Genomic DNA, 15038 nt, shown 5'->3' on the forward strand with positions numbered 1-15038 from the left:
GGGCTGCGCAGCGGCCCCAGGTTCTGTGGCGCAGCAAAAATCGCCGGGGCCGCTACGCAGCCCTTTCGCGACGCAAGGCCGCTCCTACGGGGATCTGTGCCTGCCTGGTCATTCCTCGAATTCCTCAGTCTCCACGCCCCGCGCACGGCTTTCGTAGCATTTCAATGTGACCAATGAGTCAAAACGCTCATCTTCCCTGTATTCTATGCAGCAGCTGTTGCAGCATTTTGTTACCGGTGCGCAGGCGAGCTCTGCTTTCAACCCTTGGCGGTGACGCTCCGGTATTTGGCGCCCTCAATTCATCGAGTGGTGGTCTTTGGCTGTTTTCATTGGGAAGCCAGAATGATTGGCATCAAAAGCATCGCGAGTTACGTGCCCACCGCTGGCCTGGACAACTATGTCCAGGGTGCGAAGTTCGGCAAGGACGAAGAGTTCATGTTCGGCAAGATCGGCGCGTCGTTCCTGCCGCGCAAGGCCGAAGAGCAGGAAACCTCCGACCTCTGCGTAGAGGCCGCCCAGGCCCTGTTCGCCAGCAACCCTGACCTTGATCCGCAGTCGATCGATGCGCTGATCGTGGTCACGCAGAATGGTGATGAAGAGGGCCTGCCGCACACCGCTGCCATCGTCCAGAGCAAACTTGGCCTGTCTACCCGCGTGGCGGCGTTCGACGTGTCGCTGGGCTGCTCCGGCTATGTGTATGGCTTGTATGCGATCAAAGGCTTCATGGAAGCGGCAGGGCTGAAGAACGGCTTGCTGATCACCGCCGACCCGTATTCGAAGATCGTCGACCCGGAAGACCGCAACACCACCATGCTGTTCGGCGACGCCGCCACCGCCACCTGGATGGGTGAAAACGCGGTGTGGAACTTGGGTGAAGCGCGTTTCGGTACTGACGGCTCCGGTGCCGAGCACCTTAAAGTCACTGACGGCAAGTTCTTCATGAACGGCCGCCAGGTGTTCAACTTTGCCTTGGTCAAGGTGCCGGCGCACCTGCACGAACTGCTGGATGCCAGTGGCCTGACGTCGGCGGATATCGACGCCTTCTGTATTCACCAGGGCAGTGCGGCGATTGTCGATGCCGTGGCCCGGCGCTTCGAAGAGCAACACCCGGAGAAGTTCGTCAAGGACATGCTGGAAACCGGCAACACCGTGTCGTCCAGCGTGCCGCTGCTGTTGCAGAAGCACATGCTTGACGGCAGCTGGAAGCGTGTGGCGATCAGCGGCTTTGGTGTGGGCTTGTCGTGGGGTTCGGCCATCCTGTATCGCGACTGATTGCTCGCAGCCCCCAAAAAAGCGCCCGGCGGCCACCGCCTGGCGCTTTTTTTATGCCTGCAGAAAAACCGCTCTCGTGGTGGTGCTGCAAGCCGTTATCTGGCGCATTTCATAAGGTTTTTGACGCCAATAAAATGCCCTTAAGCCCTTGATTTTCCGAGGGTGGCCGCTTGCCAGTATTTTTTTTTCGAAAAAGCCCTCAAGCAACCCGCGCACCCGACGATAACTATTACGAAGGTTCTCTAGGCCAAGCCGGCGGTTGCCAAGGCCGGAAGCCGCAGTACCCATCCAACGAGGATTTCGTCATGGCTTTAACTGTAAACACCAACATTGCGTCGATCACTACTCAGGGCAACCTGACCAAGGCGAGCAACGCTCAGACCACTTCGATGCAGCGTCTGTCCTCGGGTCTGCGTATCAACAGCGCTAAAGACGACGCTGCTGGCCTGCAGATCGCCAACCGTCTGACCAGCCAGATCAATGGCCTGGGCCAGGCTGTGAAGAACGCCAACGACGGTATCTCGATCGCCCAGACCGCTGAAGGTGCGATGCAGGCTTCGACCGACATCCTGCAAAAAATGCGTACCCTGGCTCTGTCCTCGGCTACTGGCTCCCTGAGCGCCGACGACCGTAAGTCGAACAACGACGAATACCAGGCGCTGACCGCTGAGCTGAACCGTATCTCGGAAACCACCACCTTCGGTGGCCAGAAGCTGCTGGACGGTTCGTACGGCACCAAGGCCATCCAGGTCGGCGCCAACGCCAACGAAACCATCAACCTGGCCCTGGACAACGTTTCCGCCAAGAGCATCGGCTCGCAGCAGATCAAGTCGGGCACTATCTCGCCAAGCGCCAGCGGCGTCGCCGCAGCCGATCTGGTTGTCACTGGCAACGGTCAGAGCAAAACCGTCAGCTACGATGCCGGCTCCTCGGCCAAAGACATCGCTGCCAAACTCAATGGCTCGATCGGTGGCCTGACTGCTACTGCCAGCACCGAAGTCAAACTGGCTGTTGCCAGTGGCGCTGCAGCTACTCCAGCCAACTTCGACCTGACTGTAGGCGGTAGCACCGTCAGCTTCATCGGTGTTAAGGACACCGCAAGCCTGGCTGATCAGTTGAAGTCCAACGCCGCCAAGCTGGGTATCAGCGTCAACTATGACGAATCGACCAAGAGCCTGTCGGTCAAGTCGGACACTGGCGAGAACCTGGCCTTCACCTCCAAAGCTGGCGCAGACGCCATCTCGGTGGGTGCACGCAACGGCAGCGGTGATTTCCCAGGTACTCTGACCACGCTTTCCGCTACCCTTGACGACAAATCGACTATCACTGGCCAGATTTCTCTGGACTCCGCCAAAGGTTACTCGGTCGCTGACGGTGCAACCGGTACGGGTGCTACTGACCTGTTCGGCGCGGCGTCCAAGTCCTCGGATAAAACCACCATCGCTGATACCGATGTTACCGACGCCGTCAACGCCCAGAACGCTCTGGCCGTTATCGACAAGGCCATCGGTTCGATCGACAGCGTCCGTTCGGGCCTGGGTGCTACCCAGAACCGTCTGCAAACCACCGTCGACAACCTGCAGAACATCCAGAAGAACTCCACCGCTGCCCGCTCCACCGTGCAGGACGTGGACTTCGCTTCGGAAACTGCCGAGCTGACCAAGCAGCAGACCCTGCAGCAGGCTTCGACTGCGATCCTGTCGCAGGCTAACCAGCTGCCATCTTCGGTCCTGAAACTGCTTCAGTAATTCAGGCGCCTGAGTAAAGGGTGAAAGGGCGCGTTTACGTGCCCTTTCACCCTTTTTGGCATGAGGAGTTCGAAACATGGACATGAATGTCAAGCTGAGCCAGGTGTATCCGTCTGTGTTACCCCAGGCGCCAGTCGCTGACCGGGACCCGGTAGTGCCTGCCAAAGTGCAGGAGGCTGCTGCTGCCCCCGACAGTCAGCCGCACTCGCGCGAAGACCTGGAGAAGGCGGTTGGCGAGATTCGTGATTTCGTCCAGTCGAGCCAGCGTCAGCTGGACTTTTCCATTGATGATTCCACGGGGCAGGTTGTGGTCAAGGTGATCGCCACCCAATCAGGTGAAGTGATTCGCCAGCTCCCGTCGGAAACAGCGCTGAAGCTTGCACAAAGCCTCAGTGAAGCCGGCAGCCTGCTGTTCAATGATCAGGCATAGGCTGGCATGATTTTTGTTGCTGTTATCTATTTGATGGATTTATCCGCCAAGGATCCGGCAGCTACTGAACAAGGAGAGCAATGATGGCAGGTACAACAGTCAGCGGTATTGGCTCGGGCATTGATACCCAGGCGATTGTCGATTCCCTGGTAGCCGCGCAGAAGGCGCCGAAGCAGGCGCAGATCAATACCCAAACGCTGAAGGCAACCACCACGTTGTCCTCTATCGGCAAGATTCAGTCGGCCCTGGATGCCTTCCGCGGCGCCTTGACCAACATGACCGACACCAACAGCTTCGGCGGTTTGAGCCTGAAGTCTTCGGATGAGAAGGTCGCGACCGTCACCATGGGTACCGGTGCTGCCAACGGTTCGTTCAAGTTGATTGTCGACAAGCTGGCGACTGCGTCGAAAATCTCGACCAAGGTCTATGCGAACGGCGCGGGCTCGGTAGTCAATGCCGGTAGCACACCGACCACCTTGACCATTCGTCAGAATGACAAGAACTACGATCTGAGCGTTCCTGCCGGCGCAACACTGCAGCAGGTGCGCGATAACATCAACAGCCAGTTCGGCGTGGCGGGCCTCAGCGCCAACGTGCTGACGGATGCCAATGGCTCGCGTTTGATCATCACCTCGACCAAGATGGGTGAAGGCTCCGACATTACCCTGCTGGGCGATTCAGGCATCGATACGGGCTATACCGTTGTCGATGAACCGGCGGATGCTGAGTACACGCTCGACGGCATTGCCATGAAGTCCAAGACCAATGACATCACCGATGCCGTCAGTGGTCTGAACATCAAGCTGATCGGTACTTCACCGAAAAACGCTACCAGTGGCGAAGTGACCGCTACCATCCTTTCGCTGAGTACCAGTTCCGCGACGTTGAAGTCGGGCCTCAAGGGTTTCATTGATACCTACAACGCCTTGCTCAATGTGATGAACGCAGAAACCAAGGTCACCAAGAATGCCAACGGCACCATGACCGCTGCCGCGCTGACCGGTGATGCCGCGATGCGCACGTTGATGTCCTCCATTCGTGAGGAGCTCAATGCGGTGTCGGGCAATGGCACCTTGAAATCGCTTGCGGCCTTCGGTGTCACCTCGGCCCAGGATGGCGGTGCGCTGAGCCTGGACGACAAGAAATGGGACAAGGTTGCCTCGAACAATGCGGCAGACCTGACCAGTATTTTCAATGGCAAGGACGGTTTGCTGGCGCGCCTGCAGAAGGTCACCGAGCCATTCGCCAAAGCCGCCACCGGCTCCCTCGCCGAGCGCTCCAAGACCCTGAGCGAAAGCCTGACCAAGCTCAAGAGCGAGCAGGACTCGCTGGATGCTCGTATGGAAGCCCTGCAGAAAAGCCTGCAGGACAAGTACAACAACATGGATACCCTGGTCACTCAGTTGCGTCAGCAGCAGAACTCGGTGCTGAGTACCCTCAACGCACTGAACAAATCGAGCGACGATTGATCAGTGAGCGGTGCGTGAAGCCCGGGCGTAACGCCCGGCTTCATGTCATCAGCCGGTAAAGTTTTCCGCCTTTTGCCCGATACAGGGAATATCACCCCCCTTTAGCCTGCCCGTCACGAGGTCGCAAGATGAATCCCATGAGAGCCCTTCGTCAGTACCAGAAGGTCAATTCCCATGCCCAGATTTCCGAAGCCACGCCGCATCGCCTGGTGCAGATGCTGATGGAGGGTGGCCTTGATCGCATGGCGCAAGCCAAGGGTGCAATGGCCCGTGGCGACATCGCGGAAAAGGGGCTGATGCTCGGCAAGGCGATCGACATCATCATCGGCCTGCGCGATGGGTTGTTGCCTGAAAAGAGCGAAAACCCGGAGTACGTCGAAAAGCTCGACGCCCTTTACGTCTACATGACCAACCGCTTGATGCAGGCCAACGTCGACAACGATGCCGGCATTATCGACGAAGTTGCCCAGCTGCTGATTACCGTGAAAAGCGGTTGGGACGGCATCGCCGACGCCCAGCCCGCCAGCTGACGGAAGGAGATTACCGTGACCGCACTGCAACGCCTCGATGACACCTGTGATGCCCTGATCGGTGCCTTGGGTGAGCGTGACTGGGATGCCATTGCCAAGTTGGATGTGGCGTGCCGCGCGTGCATCGACGAGGTACTGGAAACCCACGCGATGGACCAGGCGTTGCTGCGCGGAAAGCTGGAAGGGGTGCTGCGGGTCTACCGCAACCTGATCGATGTGACAACCGGTGAACGCCAGGCAATTGCCGAAGAGATGATGCAGATCAACCAAGCGAAAAATGCTTCGAAGGTTTATCATCTGTTCAGTTAATATGCGCACAACTGAATAAAAGGCGCCATAAATTTGACTGTTTGGGCCTTTTTGACTTTACTAGTGGCTGTTTTCGAATTTCAGACGTCCGAACACTGACCATTCAGTCGGAATGATGTCGAGCATGCCCTTGCAGGGCGCCGATATGACTAGGGAAGTTGCTATTGCATGTGGCGTGAAACCAAGATTCTGCTGATCGATGACGACAGCGCGCGCCGCCGCGACCTTGCGGTGGTGCTGAACTTTCTCGGCGAAGAAAACCTCGCTTGCTCGAGCCAGGACTGGCAACAGGCGGTCGAGACGTTGTCCTCGAGTCGTGAAGTGCTGTGCGTGCTCATCGGCGCTGTAAACGCTCCGGGCAATCTCCTAGGGCTCGTTAAGACAGTGGCGGGTTGGGATGAGTTCCTTCCTGTTATGCTTTTAGGTGAAATTTCTTCTGCCGAGTTCCCGGAAGACCTTCGTCGCCGGGTACTGTCCAACCTGGAAATGCCACCAAGCTACAGCCAGCTGCTGGATTCGCTGCACCGTGCCCAGGTCTATCGCGAGATGTACGACCAGGCCCGCGAGCGTGGCCGCCAGCGCGAACCCAACCTGTTCCGCAGCCTGGTCGGCACCAGCCGTGCCATCCAGCACGTGCGGCAGATGATGCAGCAAGTGGCCGATACCGACGCCAGCGTGCTGATTCTGGGTGAGTCCGGCACCGGCAAGGAAGTGGTGGCGCGCAACCTGCACTACCACTCCAAGCGCCGCGAAGCGCCGTTCGTGCCGGTCAACTGTGGCGCGATCCCGGCCGAGCTGCTCGAAAGCGAACTGTTCGGCCACGAGAAGGGCGCCTTTACCGGGGCGATCACCAGCCGTGCCGGGCGTTTCGAACTGGCCAACGGCGGTACCCTGTTCCTCGACGAAATTGGCGACATGCCGTTGCCGATGCAAGTCAAGCTGCTGCGTGTGCTGCAGGAGCGTACGTTCGAGCGCGTGGGTAGCAACAAGACCCAGAGCATCGACGTGCGCATCATCGCCGCGACGCACAAAAACCTCGAGAGCATGATCGAGGACGGTACCTTCCGCGAAGATCTGTACTACCGGTTGAACGTGTTCCCCATCGAGATGGCGCCGCTGCGTGAGCGGGTAGAAGACATCCCGTTGCTGATGAACGAGCTGATTTCGCGCATGGAGCACGAAAAGCGTGGTTCCATTCGCTTCAATTCCGCTTCGATCATGTCGCTGTGCCGCCATGGCTGGCCGGGTAATGTGCGCGAGCTGGCCAACCTGGTCGAGCGCATGGCGATCATGCACCCGTACGGGGTGATTGGCGTGTCCGAGCTGCCGAAAAAATTCCGCTACGTCGATGACGAAGACGAGCAGATGGTCGACAGCCTGCGCAGTGACCTGGAAGAGCGCGTGGCAATCAATGGCCACGCGCCGAACTTCAGCAACCCTGCGATGCTCCCGCCTGAAGGGCTGGACCTGAAGGACTACCTCGGTAGCCTGGAGCAGGGCCTGATCCAGCAGGCGCTGGACGACGCCAACGGTATCGTTGCGCGCGCGGCTGAACGTTTGCGCATTCGCCGTACCACGCTGGTGGAGAAAATGCGCAAGTACGGCATGAGCCGCCAGGGCGGCGAGGACCAGGCGGAGGATTGACGCCGAGGTCTGGGTGTTCGCCTTGGCCTTTCTGGTGTCTGTGAGATCGAGCGCCGCCCGCGCGGCGCATCGCGAGCTGCGCTCGCTCCTACATTTGTTTCGGGCCAGTATCTCCTGCGCCAGCGTGCGCGACCGCCTTGTTCTTACCCAGCAATTTCGTGTCCTGCGCAGGCATTCGCGCGCAGATCCCACAGGCACGATTGGCCAGAAACAAACGTAGGAGCGAGCGCAGCTCGCGATGCGCCGCGCGGGCGGCGCTCGATTTCCGCACCCCTATAAATCTCCAGTCATGCATTGCGACTGCCACTTTAAAGCAGGCATGCGTTTTGCTTTGCATAGCATAAAGGGCCAGGGGTCAGTTTTTTGTCACCCCTCCGACCAATGCGGACAAACAGCATAATGAAAGCAGTCATTCTGGCCGGTGGGCTGGGCACACGCATCAGCGAAGAATCCCACCTGCGCCCAAAGCCGATGATCGAGATAGGCGGCAAGCCGATCATCTGGCACATCATGAAGATCTACTCGCATTACGGTATCAACGACTTCGTCATTTGCCTGGGCTACAAGGGCTATGTGATCAAGGAATACTTCGCCAACTACTTCCTGCACATGTCGGACGTGACCTTCGACATGGCGGAAAACCGCATGGATATCCACAACCGCCACGCCGAACCTTGGCGGGTGACGCTGGTGGACACCGGGGAAAACACCGCCACCGGTGGCCGCCTGAAGCGTGTCCGCGACTATGTTGGCGATGAAACCTTTTGCCTGACTTACGGCGACGGTGTGTCCGACGTCGATATCCCCCAACTGATCGACTTCCACCGGCAGCACGGCAGGCTGGCCACGGTTACCGCCGTGCAGCCGCCGGGGCGTTATGGCGCGCTGGATGTGCAGGGCGAGCAGGTACGTGGCTTCCAGGAAAAACCCTTGGGCGACGGTGGCTGGATCAATGGCGGCTTCTTCGTGCTTGAGCCCGCCGTGCTCGATTACATCGAAGGCGACGACACCACCTGGGAATATGAGCCGCTGCGTCGTCTGGCCAAGGAGGAGCAGTTGATGAGCCACCTGCACCGTGGCTTCTGGCAGCCGATGGACACCCTGCGTGATCGCATGCTGCTTGAAGAACACTGGAAAAACGGCGAAGCAGCTTGGCAGCTATGGCGCTGAACCCGGCATTCTGGGCAGGGCGCCGAGTCCTGCTGACCGGGCATACCGGCTTCAAGGGCGGTTGGCTGGCTGTCTGGCTGCGCCAGCTTGGCGCCGAACTGCGCGGCTTTGCCTTGCCTGCCGCGACCACGCCATCGTTGTGGCAGGCCGCGCAACTGCAACAGCAGATAGCCGGCGATTTCGCCGATATCCGTGATGCTTCGGCCCTGGCCCATGCCTTGAAGGATTTCCAGCCGGAGGTGGTGCTGCATCTCGCGGCTCAGCCGCTGGTGCGTGAATCCTATCGTGCGCCAGGCGATACCTACGCAACCAACGTCATGGGCACGCTCAACCTGCTGGAGGCCGTGCGTGCCACGCCTTCGGTACGCGCGGTGCTGGTGGTGACCACCGACAAGTGCTACGACAACCGCGAATGGCCCTGGCCCTACCGGGAACAGGACGCCCTAGGCGGCTTCGACCCCTATAGCAGCAGCAAGGCCTGTGTCGAACTGCTGTGCGCGAGCTACCGCGACTCGTTCCTGCGTACCTCCGGCGTGGCCCTGGCCACGGCGCGCGCTGGCAACGTGCTAGGGGGCGGGGACTGGTCTGCCGAGCGCTTGCTGCCGGATATCTTGCGTGCCTGGGAGGATGGCCAAGAGGTGATCTTGCGTTATCCCGATGCGACGCGCCCCTGGCAGCACGTACTCGACCCGCTGATGGGCTATCTGCAGCTGGCGCAGGGCTTGCTGACCGATGCCGAGCGGCACGCCGCAGCCTGGAACTTCGGCCCTGACAGCGCAGGGCTGGCCAGCGTCGGCGAGATCGTCCGGCGCCTTGCCGAACGTTGGCCAGGCGAGGCGCGCTGGTCGGTTGCCGGCGATGCCCAGCCGCACGAAGCCGGCCTGCTGGCGCTGGACTCCAGCAAGGCGCGGCAGATGCTTGGCTGGTCGCCCCGCTGGTCGCTGGATGACACCCTGAAACAGACCCTGGACTGGCATCTGGCCTGGCGTGCAGGGCGTGATATGAACATCGTTACCCGCGAGCAGATCGCGGTTCACCAAGGCGGATCCCATGAGTGACAGTACGGCGCAGCAGTTGCGCCAACAGATTGCCGAACTGGTCGGGCGCTATGCCGATCTGCAGATGGCGCCGAAACCCTTCGTGGCGGGGCAGAGCAGCGTTCCGCCTGCCGGCAAGGTGATCGGTGCGGGCGAACTGCAGGCGATGACCGAGGCCGTGCTGGATGGCTGGCTGACCACCGGGCGCTTCAACGAGGCGTTCGAGAAGCGCCTGGCCAAGTACCTGGGCCGTCGCTGCGTACTCACCACCAACTCGGGTTCGTCGGCCAACCTGCTGGCGTTTTCCGCGCTGACCTCGCCACGTCTCGGCGACCGCGCGATCAAGCCCGGCGACGAAGTGATCGGCGTTGCCGCCGGTTTCCCGACCACCGTCAACCCGATCCTGCAGTTTGGCGCGGTACCGGTGTTCGTCGATGTCGAGATGGGCACCTACAACATCAACCCGGCGCTGATCGAAGCGGCCATCGGCCCGAAGACCAAGGCCATCATGCTCGCCCATACCCTGGGCAACCCTTTCGACCTGGGCGTGATCCGCGCCCTGTGCGACAAGTACGGCCTGTGGCTGATCGAAGACTGCTGTGATGCCCTGGGCTCCACCTATCAGGGGCGCATGGTCGGCACCTTCGGCGATATCGGCACGCTCAGCTTCTACCCGGCGCACCACATCACCATGGGCGAGGGCGGGGCAGTGTTCACCGACTCGCCGTTGCTCAAGCGCATCATCGAGTCGTACCGCGACTGGGGCCGCGATTGCTACTGTGCGCCCGGCGAGGACAACACCTGCAGCAAGCGTTTCTGCTGGAAACTGGGTGGCCTGCCGCAAGGCTACGACCACAAGTACACCTACTCGCACCTGGGCTACAACCTGAAGATCACCGACATGCAGGCCGCCTGCGCGCTGGCGCAGATGGACCGGGTCGATGATTTCGTCGCTGCGCGTAAACGCAACTTCGGCTGGCTCAGCGAGCGCCTGGCCGGTTGTGCGGACCAACTGATTCTGCCGCAGGCCACCCACGACAGTGACCCCTCCTGGTTCGGCTTCCCGATTACCCTGCGCGACGGCAGCGGTGTGAAGCGCCTCGAGCTGTTGCGTTACCTGGATGAACAGGGCGTGGGTACCCGCCTGCTGTTCGCCGGCAACCTGACGCGCCAGCCTTACATGCAGGGGCTGAACTACCGGGTTTCCGGCGAACTGCCGGTCACCGACAAGATCATGAACGACACGTTCTGGATCGGCCTCTGGCCGGGCTTGAGCGATGACCATCTGGAACATGCGGCCAGTCACATCGAAACCTGGCTCAATCGAGGAACCCACTGATGAGCACTGCCTCTTCCGCCAACACCGGTACGTTGTTCGACAAACCGCTGTTCATCCTCGAAATGGCCAACAACCACATGGGCGATGTGGCGCATGGCGTGGCGCTGATTCGCGCATTTGCCGAGGTGTGCAAGGCGTTCCCGTTTCGCTTTGCCTTCAAGCTGCAATACCGTGACCTGGATACCTTCATTCACCCGGCGATGCGCGGCCGTGACGATGTGAAGTACATCAAGCGTTTCGGCGAGACGCGTCTGTCCCGTGAGCAGTTCGATACCCTGGTGGCGGAAATCCGTGCCAACGGCTTCCTTTGCCTGTCCACGCCGTTCGATGAGGCATCGGTAGGCGTGATCGAAGCGCAGGGGCTGGATGCGATCAAGATCGCCAGTTGCTCGATGAGCGACTGGCCGTTGCTGGAACGCGTGGTACAGACTCAGCAGCCGCTGATCGTCTCCACGGCCGGTTCGACCCTGGATGAGCTCGATCGTCTGGTCAGCTTCCTGGCCCACCGGGAAAAGAGTTTCGCCATTCTGCATTGCGTAGGGGAGTACCCGACCCCGGATGCCAACATGCACCTGTCGCAGGTGGATTTTCTGCGCCGGCGCTACCCTGACGTGCGCGTGGGCTTTTCCACCCATGAAAACCCGGACAACACCGATATCGTCAAGATCGCGCTGGCCAAGGGCGCGCGTATTTTCGAGAAACACGTCGGCTTGCCCACCGAGCAATTCCCCATCAACGCCTACTCGGCAAGCCCTGAGCAGGTTCGGCGCTGGCTGGAAGCGGCGCAATATGCCTTGTTGCTGTGTGGTGAAGGCGAGCAGCGTCTGCCGGTGAACGAGAGTGAACGCGACAGCCTGCGCTCCCTGCGTCGTGGTGTGTTTGCGCGCAGGCCCATTGCTGCGGGTGAGGTGGTGCAGGCAGACGACGTGTATTTTGCCTTCCCGCCGCAAGACGGGCAGGTCACTGCCAACGACTGGTCGAAGTACGCCACCTTCACTGCCCAGGCGGATATCCCTGAGCATGCCGCACTGAGCACGCAGAACAGCACGCGGCGTGATGTGCGTGACAAGGTCTGGGCGATTGTCCAGCAAGTTCGCGCGCAGTTGAGCGGCAGCCACGTGGTGGTACCGGGGCGGGTCGACCTGGAAATCTCCCACCACTATGGCCTGGAGCAGTTCGACGAAATCGGTTTGACCATGCTCACGGTGGTCAATCGCGGCTACTGCAAGAAACTGCTGATGCTGCTGCCAGGCCAACAGCACCCTGAGCAATACCACAAGCGCAAGGAAGAAACCTTCCACGTCCTGCATGGCGAGCTGACGCTGCAGCTGGACGGTGTCAAGCGGGTCTGCCGTCCGGGGGATGTGGTCACCGTCGAGCCGGGTGTTCGTCATGCCTTCCACAGCGAGGGTGGGGCCATTATCGAAGAGCTGTCCTCCACGCATTTCAGCAATGATTCGTTCTATACCGACGAAGCGATCAATGCCAATCGCGACCGTAAAACCCTCTTGAGCTATTGGATGGACTGACGTGCCAAGCCCCTATCGTGTTGCAGACTACATTGCTGACTTCATTGCCGATCTGGGTGTGAAGCACGTCTTCCTGTTGCCAGGCGGAGGTGCCATGCACCTCAACGACGCGGTCGGCAAGCACCCCAACCTGGATGTGGTGGCCTGCCACCATGAACAGGCCGCCGCGATTGCCGCCGAAGCCTACTGCCGGATCAACGAGAACATCGGTGTGGCGATGGTCACCACTGGCCCGGGAGCGACCAATGCGGTGACTGCCGTTGCCGGTGCCTGGATCGAGTCGGTGCCGTTGCTGGTCGTCTCCGGCCAGGTCAAGCGTGCCGACCTGCTGCGTGGCGCGCCACTTCGGCAGAAGGGCGTGCAGGAAGTGGATATCGTCAGCGTGGTCGAGCCGATCACCAAGTACGCGGTGACCGTCCAGCAGCCAGAAGACATTCGCCGCGAGTTGGAGCGCGCTGTCTTTGTAGCGCGAGATGGCCGCGCCGGCCCGGTATGGATCGACGTACCGCTGGACGTGCAGGGCGCGCCGATCGATGCCGACAGCCTGGTGGGCTGGGACGAGGCCACAGCACCCGTTGCAGCGCTGGACGCGGCAACGCTGGAGCAGATCCGCAGCTTGCTTGACGGTGCCCAACGGCCGCTGATCCTCGCCGGCCATGGTGTTCGCTTGAGCGGCGCGGCAGCAGCCTTCCGTGATTTGATCGAAAGCATGGGCGTGCCGCTGGTGACGACCTGGAATGCGATGGACCTGCTGCCTCACGAGCACCCGCTGTATGTCGGTCGCCCCGGCGTGGTAGCGCTGCGTGCACCGAACTTCGCAATACAGAATGCCGATCTGCTGATCACCATCGGCTGTCGTCTGGACAACATCATCACCGCCTATGCGCCGCGCGACTTTGCGCGCAACGCACGCAAGATCGTCGTGGATGTGGATGCCAACGAGATCGCCAAGCTCGACATGCACATCGATGTCGCCGTTACCCGCGATGCCGCCAGCTTCATCGAAACACTGGCCGCTTCGCTGAAAGGTGCCTCGTTCAACCGCCCGCAATGGTTGGCACGTTGCCGCGACTGGAAGTCACGCTATGGCGTCAACGACGGCAAGCCTTTCGCGGCCAGCGGGCCGATCAGCCACTTCCAGTTTGCAGACGCGCTTTCCAACGCCGTACCGGAAAATACCCTGGTCAGCACCGGCAGCTCGGGGTTGGCGGTCGAAGTCTTCTACACCGTGTTCCGCAATCGCCCAGGCCAGCGTGTATTCCTGACTTCTGGCCTGGGCGCCATGGGTTACGGCCTGCCCGCTGCGATTGGCGCGTGCTTCGCCAATGGCAGCAAGCCGATGGTGGCGGTGGAGAGCGATGGCAGCCTGCAACTGAATATTCAGGAGCTGGCCACGCTGCGCGGGTTCAACCTGCCGATCTGCCTGGTGGTGATGAACAACGGCGGTTATGCCTCGATCCGCAACACCCAGCGCAACTACTTCGAAAGCCGCTATGTCGGCACCGGCCCCGAGGCGGGCTTGTGGATGCCGGACCTGGAAGAACTGGCACGTGCCTACCACTTGCCGTTCAAGCGCATCAGCGATGCCGCCGAGCTGGAGCAGGGCCTGGCCGAGGCCGTGCAAATGCCGCGTCCGATGATCGTGGAAGTGGTGTTGATGAAGGATGAGGCGTTGAGCCCGAAGGTTGCGGCAATTCCGCAGGCGGATGGCTCGATGACCTCGATGCCGCTGGAAGACATGAGCCCCTTGCTGCCGCTGGCGGTATTGGAGGAAGAAATGGCCGGCAACATCGCCCCGGTATCGCGCCAGGTTCGGCAGCAGGTCAATTGATGAAACGCCACGTCCTGTTCGACTTTGACGGCACCTTGGTGGACTCGGCGCCGGCCATTCTTGTCTGCTTTACCCGTGTGCTGAAGGCGCACGGGCTGCAGGCCATGCGCCCCATAGACGCCAGCCTGATCGGGCCGCCGTTGCGCCAGACGCTGGCGACACTGAGCGGCAGTGACGACGCAGCATTGCTGGATGCCCTGAGCGCCTCGTTCAAGGACATTTACGATTCCCAAGCCTGCCTGGAAACACCGGCCTATGCGGGTTGCCAGGCGATCTTGGAGCAGCTGCGCGAGCAAGGCTTCAGTCTGTACATCGCGACCAATAAACGGCTGCTGCCAACCCAGCGCATCATTGCGGCATTGGGTTGGCAAGGGCTGTTCAGCGACGTGTATGCCAGTGACTCCTACCCTGATCGCTACACGGACAAGGCCGGCATGATCGCTGCCTTGCTGGGGGATGGCGGCATTGCAGCGCAATCGGCCCTCTACATTGGCGATACCGTTGCAGACGGTCGTGCAGCGGCGGCCAATGGTGTCGAGTTCTGGCCAGTCGCTTGGGGCTATGGTCAATTTGCCAGTCATGAGCAGCCATTGCCTTCGCCGCAACAGTTGCTGGAACGCCTGGTGCGCGCATGAACACAGCCGCTACAGCCAACACATGCCCCTGCTGCGCAACGGTCGAGCGCGTATTGCCCAGCCCGCAATACACCGCTTGCCGGCTCTGTGGGCAT

The 15038-nt window shown here is 60.6% G+C and carries 13 protein-coding genes; all 13 read left to right on the top strand.

The genetic code is table 11. The annotated features are described in order from the left end of the window. The first annotated feature begins 342 nt into the window (after nt 1-342). Nucleotides 343-1272 carry a ketoacyl-ACP synthase III gene (locus DJ563_RS01455; protein ID WP_095063733.1) on the top strand — a complete coding sequence of 310 codons (930 nt, stop codon included), beginning with the start codon at nt 343-345 and terminating at the stop codon, nt 1270-1272. A gap of 305 nt (nt 1273-1577) precedes the next feature. Further along, complete coding sequence (locus DJ563_RS01460; protein WP_410926614.1) at nt 1578-3020, top strand: flagellin; 1443 nt, start codon at nt 1578-1580, stop codon at nt 3018-3020. A gap of 76 nt (nt 3021-3096) precedes the next feature. Then, entirely contained in the window at nt 3097-3450 is a 354-nt protein-coding gene (locus DJ563_RS01465) for a flagellar protein FlaG (protein ID WP_274098321.1), read from the top strand. An 83-nt stretch (nt 3451-3533) separates the two neighbouring features. Then, on the top strand, nt 3534-4919 hold the full coding sequence (gene fliD, locus DJ563_RS01470) for a flagellar filament capping protein FliD (protein WP_274121454.1): 1386 nt from the start codon (nt 3534-3536) through the stop codon (nt 4917-4919). A 128-nt stretch (nt 4920-5047) separates the two neighbouring features. Continuing rightward, nucleotides 5048-5449 carry a flagellar export chaperone FliS gene (fliS, locus tag DJ563_RS01475; protein ID WP_033699497.1) on the top strand — a complete coding sequence of 134 codons (402 nt, stop codon included), beginning with the start codon at nt 5048-5050 and terminating at the stop codon, nt 5447-5449. A 15-nt stretch (nt 5450-5464) separates the two neighbouring features. After that, nucleotides 5465-5758: a flagellar protein FliT gene (locus DJ563_RS01480; RefSeq protein WP_274098319.1), complete on the top strand. Its 294-nt coding sequence runs from the start codon at nt 5465-5467 to the stop codon at nt 5756-5758. A 168-nt stretch (nt 5759-5926) separates the two neighbouring features. Next, nucleotides 5927-7402, top strand: coding sequence for a transcriptional regulator FleQ (fleQ, locus tag DJ563_RS01485; RefSeq protein ID WP_434518695.1), 1476 nt, complete (start codon nt 5927-5929; stop codon nt 7400-7402). A gap of 399 nt (nt 7403-7801) precedes the next feature. Further along, nucleotides 7802-8572 (top strand): glucose-1-phosphate cytidylyltransferase, encoded by a 771-nt coding sequence (rfbF, locus tag DJ563_RS01490; protein ID WP_033699490.1) that lies wholly within the window; start codon nt 7802-7804, stop codon nt 8570-8572. Beyond that, nucleotides 8563-9630 (top strand): CDP-glucose 4,6-dehydratase, encoded by a 1068-nt coding sequence (rfbG, locus tag DJ563_RS01495; RefSeq protein ID WP_274100296.1) that lies wholly within the window; start codon nt 8563-8565, stop codon nt 9628-9630. Before rfbF ends, rfbG begins: the two co-directional genes overlap by 10 nt. Next, the gene (gene rfbH / locus DJ563_RS01500; RefSeq protein WP_033699487.1) at nt 9623-10948 is read left to right on the top strand and encodes a lipopolysaccharide biosynthesis protein RfbH; all 1326 of its coding nucleotides are present in this window, start codon (nt 9623-9625) and stop codon (nt 10946-10948) included. Before rfbG ends, rfbH begins: the two co-directional genes overlap by 8 nt. Further along, nucleotides 10948-12477, top strand: a complete 1530-nt coding sequence (locus DJ563_RS01505) for an N-acetylneuraminate synthase family protein (RefSeq protein WP_434518696.1) — start codon at nt 10948-10950, stop codon at nt 12475-12477. Before rfbH ends, DJ563_RS01505 begins: the two co-directional genes overlap by 1 nt. 1 nt (nt 12478) lies before the next feature. Then, nucleotides 12479-14308 carry a thiamine pyrophosphate-binding protein gene (locus tag DJ563_RS01510; protein WP_434518697.1) on the top strand — a complete coding sequence of 610 codons (1830 nt, stop codon included), beginning with the start codon at nt 12479-12481 and terminating at the stop codon, nt 14306-14308. Further along, nucleotides 14308-14943, top strand: coding sequence for an HAD family hydrolase (locus tag DJ563_RS01515; RefSeq protein WP_274100294.1), 636 nt, complete (start codon nt 14308-14310; stop codon nt 14941-14943). Before DJ563_RS01510 ends, DJ563_RS01515 begins: the two co-directional genes overlap by 1 nt. Nucleotides 14944-15038: the final 95 nt, after the last annotated feature.

It is taken from the genome of Pseudomonas sp. NFX1, from assembly GCF_051123555.1.
GTDB classification, from domain to species: domain Bacteria; phylum Pseudomonadota; class Gammaproteobacteria; order Pseudomonadales; family Pseudomonadaceae; genus Aquipseudomonas; species Aquipseudomonas capeferrum.

Coding starts and splice junctions, on each gene's coding strand:
- DJ563_RS01455 (WP_095063733.1), top strand. CDS start 343: ATGATTGGCATCAAAAGCATCGCGAGTTACGTGCCCACCGCTGGCCTG.
- DJ563_RS01460 (WP_410926614.1), top strand. CDS start 1,578: ATGGCTTTAACTGTAAACACCAACATTGCGTCGATCACTACTCAGGGC.
- DJ563_RS01465 (WP_274098321.1), top strand. CDS start 3,097: ATGGACATGAATGTCAAGCTGAGCCAGGTGTATCCGTCTGTGTTACCC.
- fliD (WP_274121454.1), top strand. CDS start 3,534: ATGGCAGGTACAACAGTCAGCGGTATTGGCTCGGGCATTGATACCCAG.
- fliS (WP_033699497.1), top strand. CDS start 5,048: ATGAATCCCATGAGAGCCCTTCGTCAGTACCAGAAGGTCAATTCCCAT.
- fleQ (WP_434518695.1), top strand. CDS start 5,927: ATGTGGCGTGAAACCAAGATTCTGCTGATCGATGACGACAGCGCGCGC.
- rfbF (WP_033699490.1), top strand. CDS start 7,802: ATGAAAGCAGTCATTCTGGCCGGTGGGCTGGGCACACGCATCAGCGAA.
- rfbG (WP_274100296.1), top strand. CDS start 8,563: ATGGCGCTGAACCCGGCATTCTGGGCAGGGCGCCGAGTCCTGCTGACC.
- rfbH (WP_033699487.1), top strand. CDS start 9,623: ATGAGTGACAGTACGGCGCAGCAGTTGCGCCAACAGATTGCCGAACTG.
- DJ563_RS01505 (WP_434518696.1), top strand. CDS start 10,948: ATGAGCACTGCCTCTTCCGCCAACACCGGTACGTTGTTCGACAAACCG.
- DJ563_RS01515 (WP_274100294.1), top strand. CDS start 14,308: ATGAAACGCCACGTCCTGTTCGACTTTGACGGCACCTTGGTGGACTCG.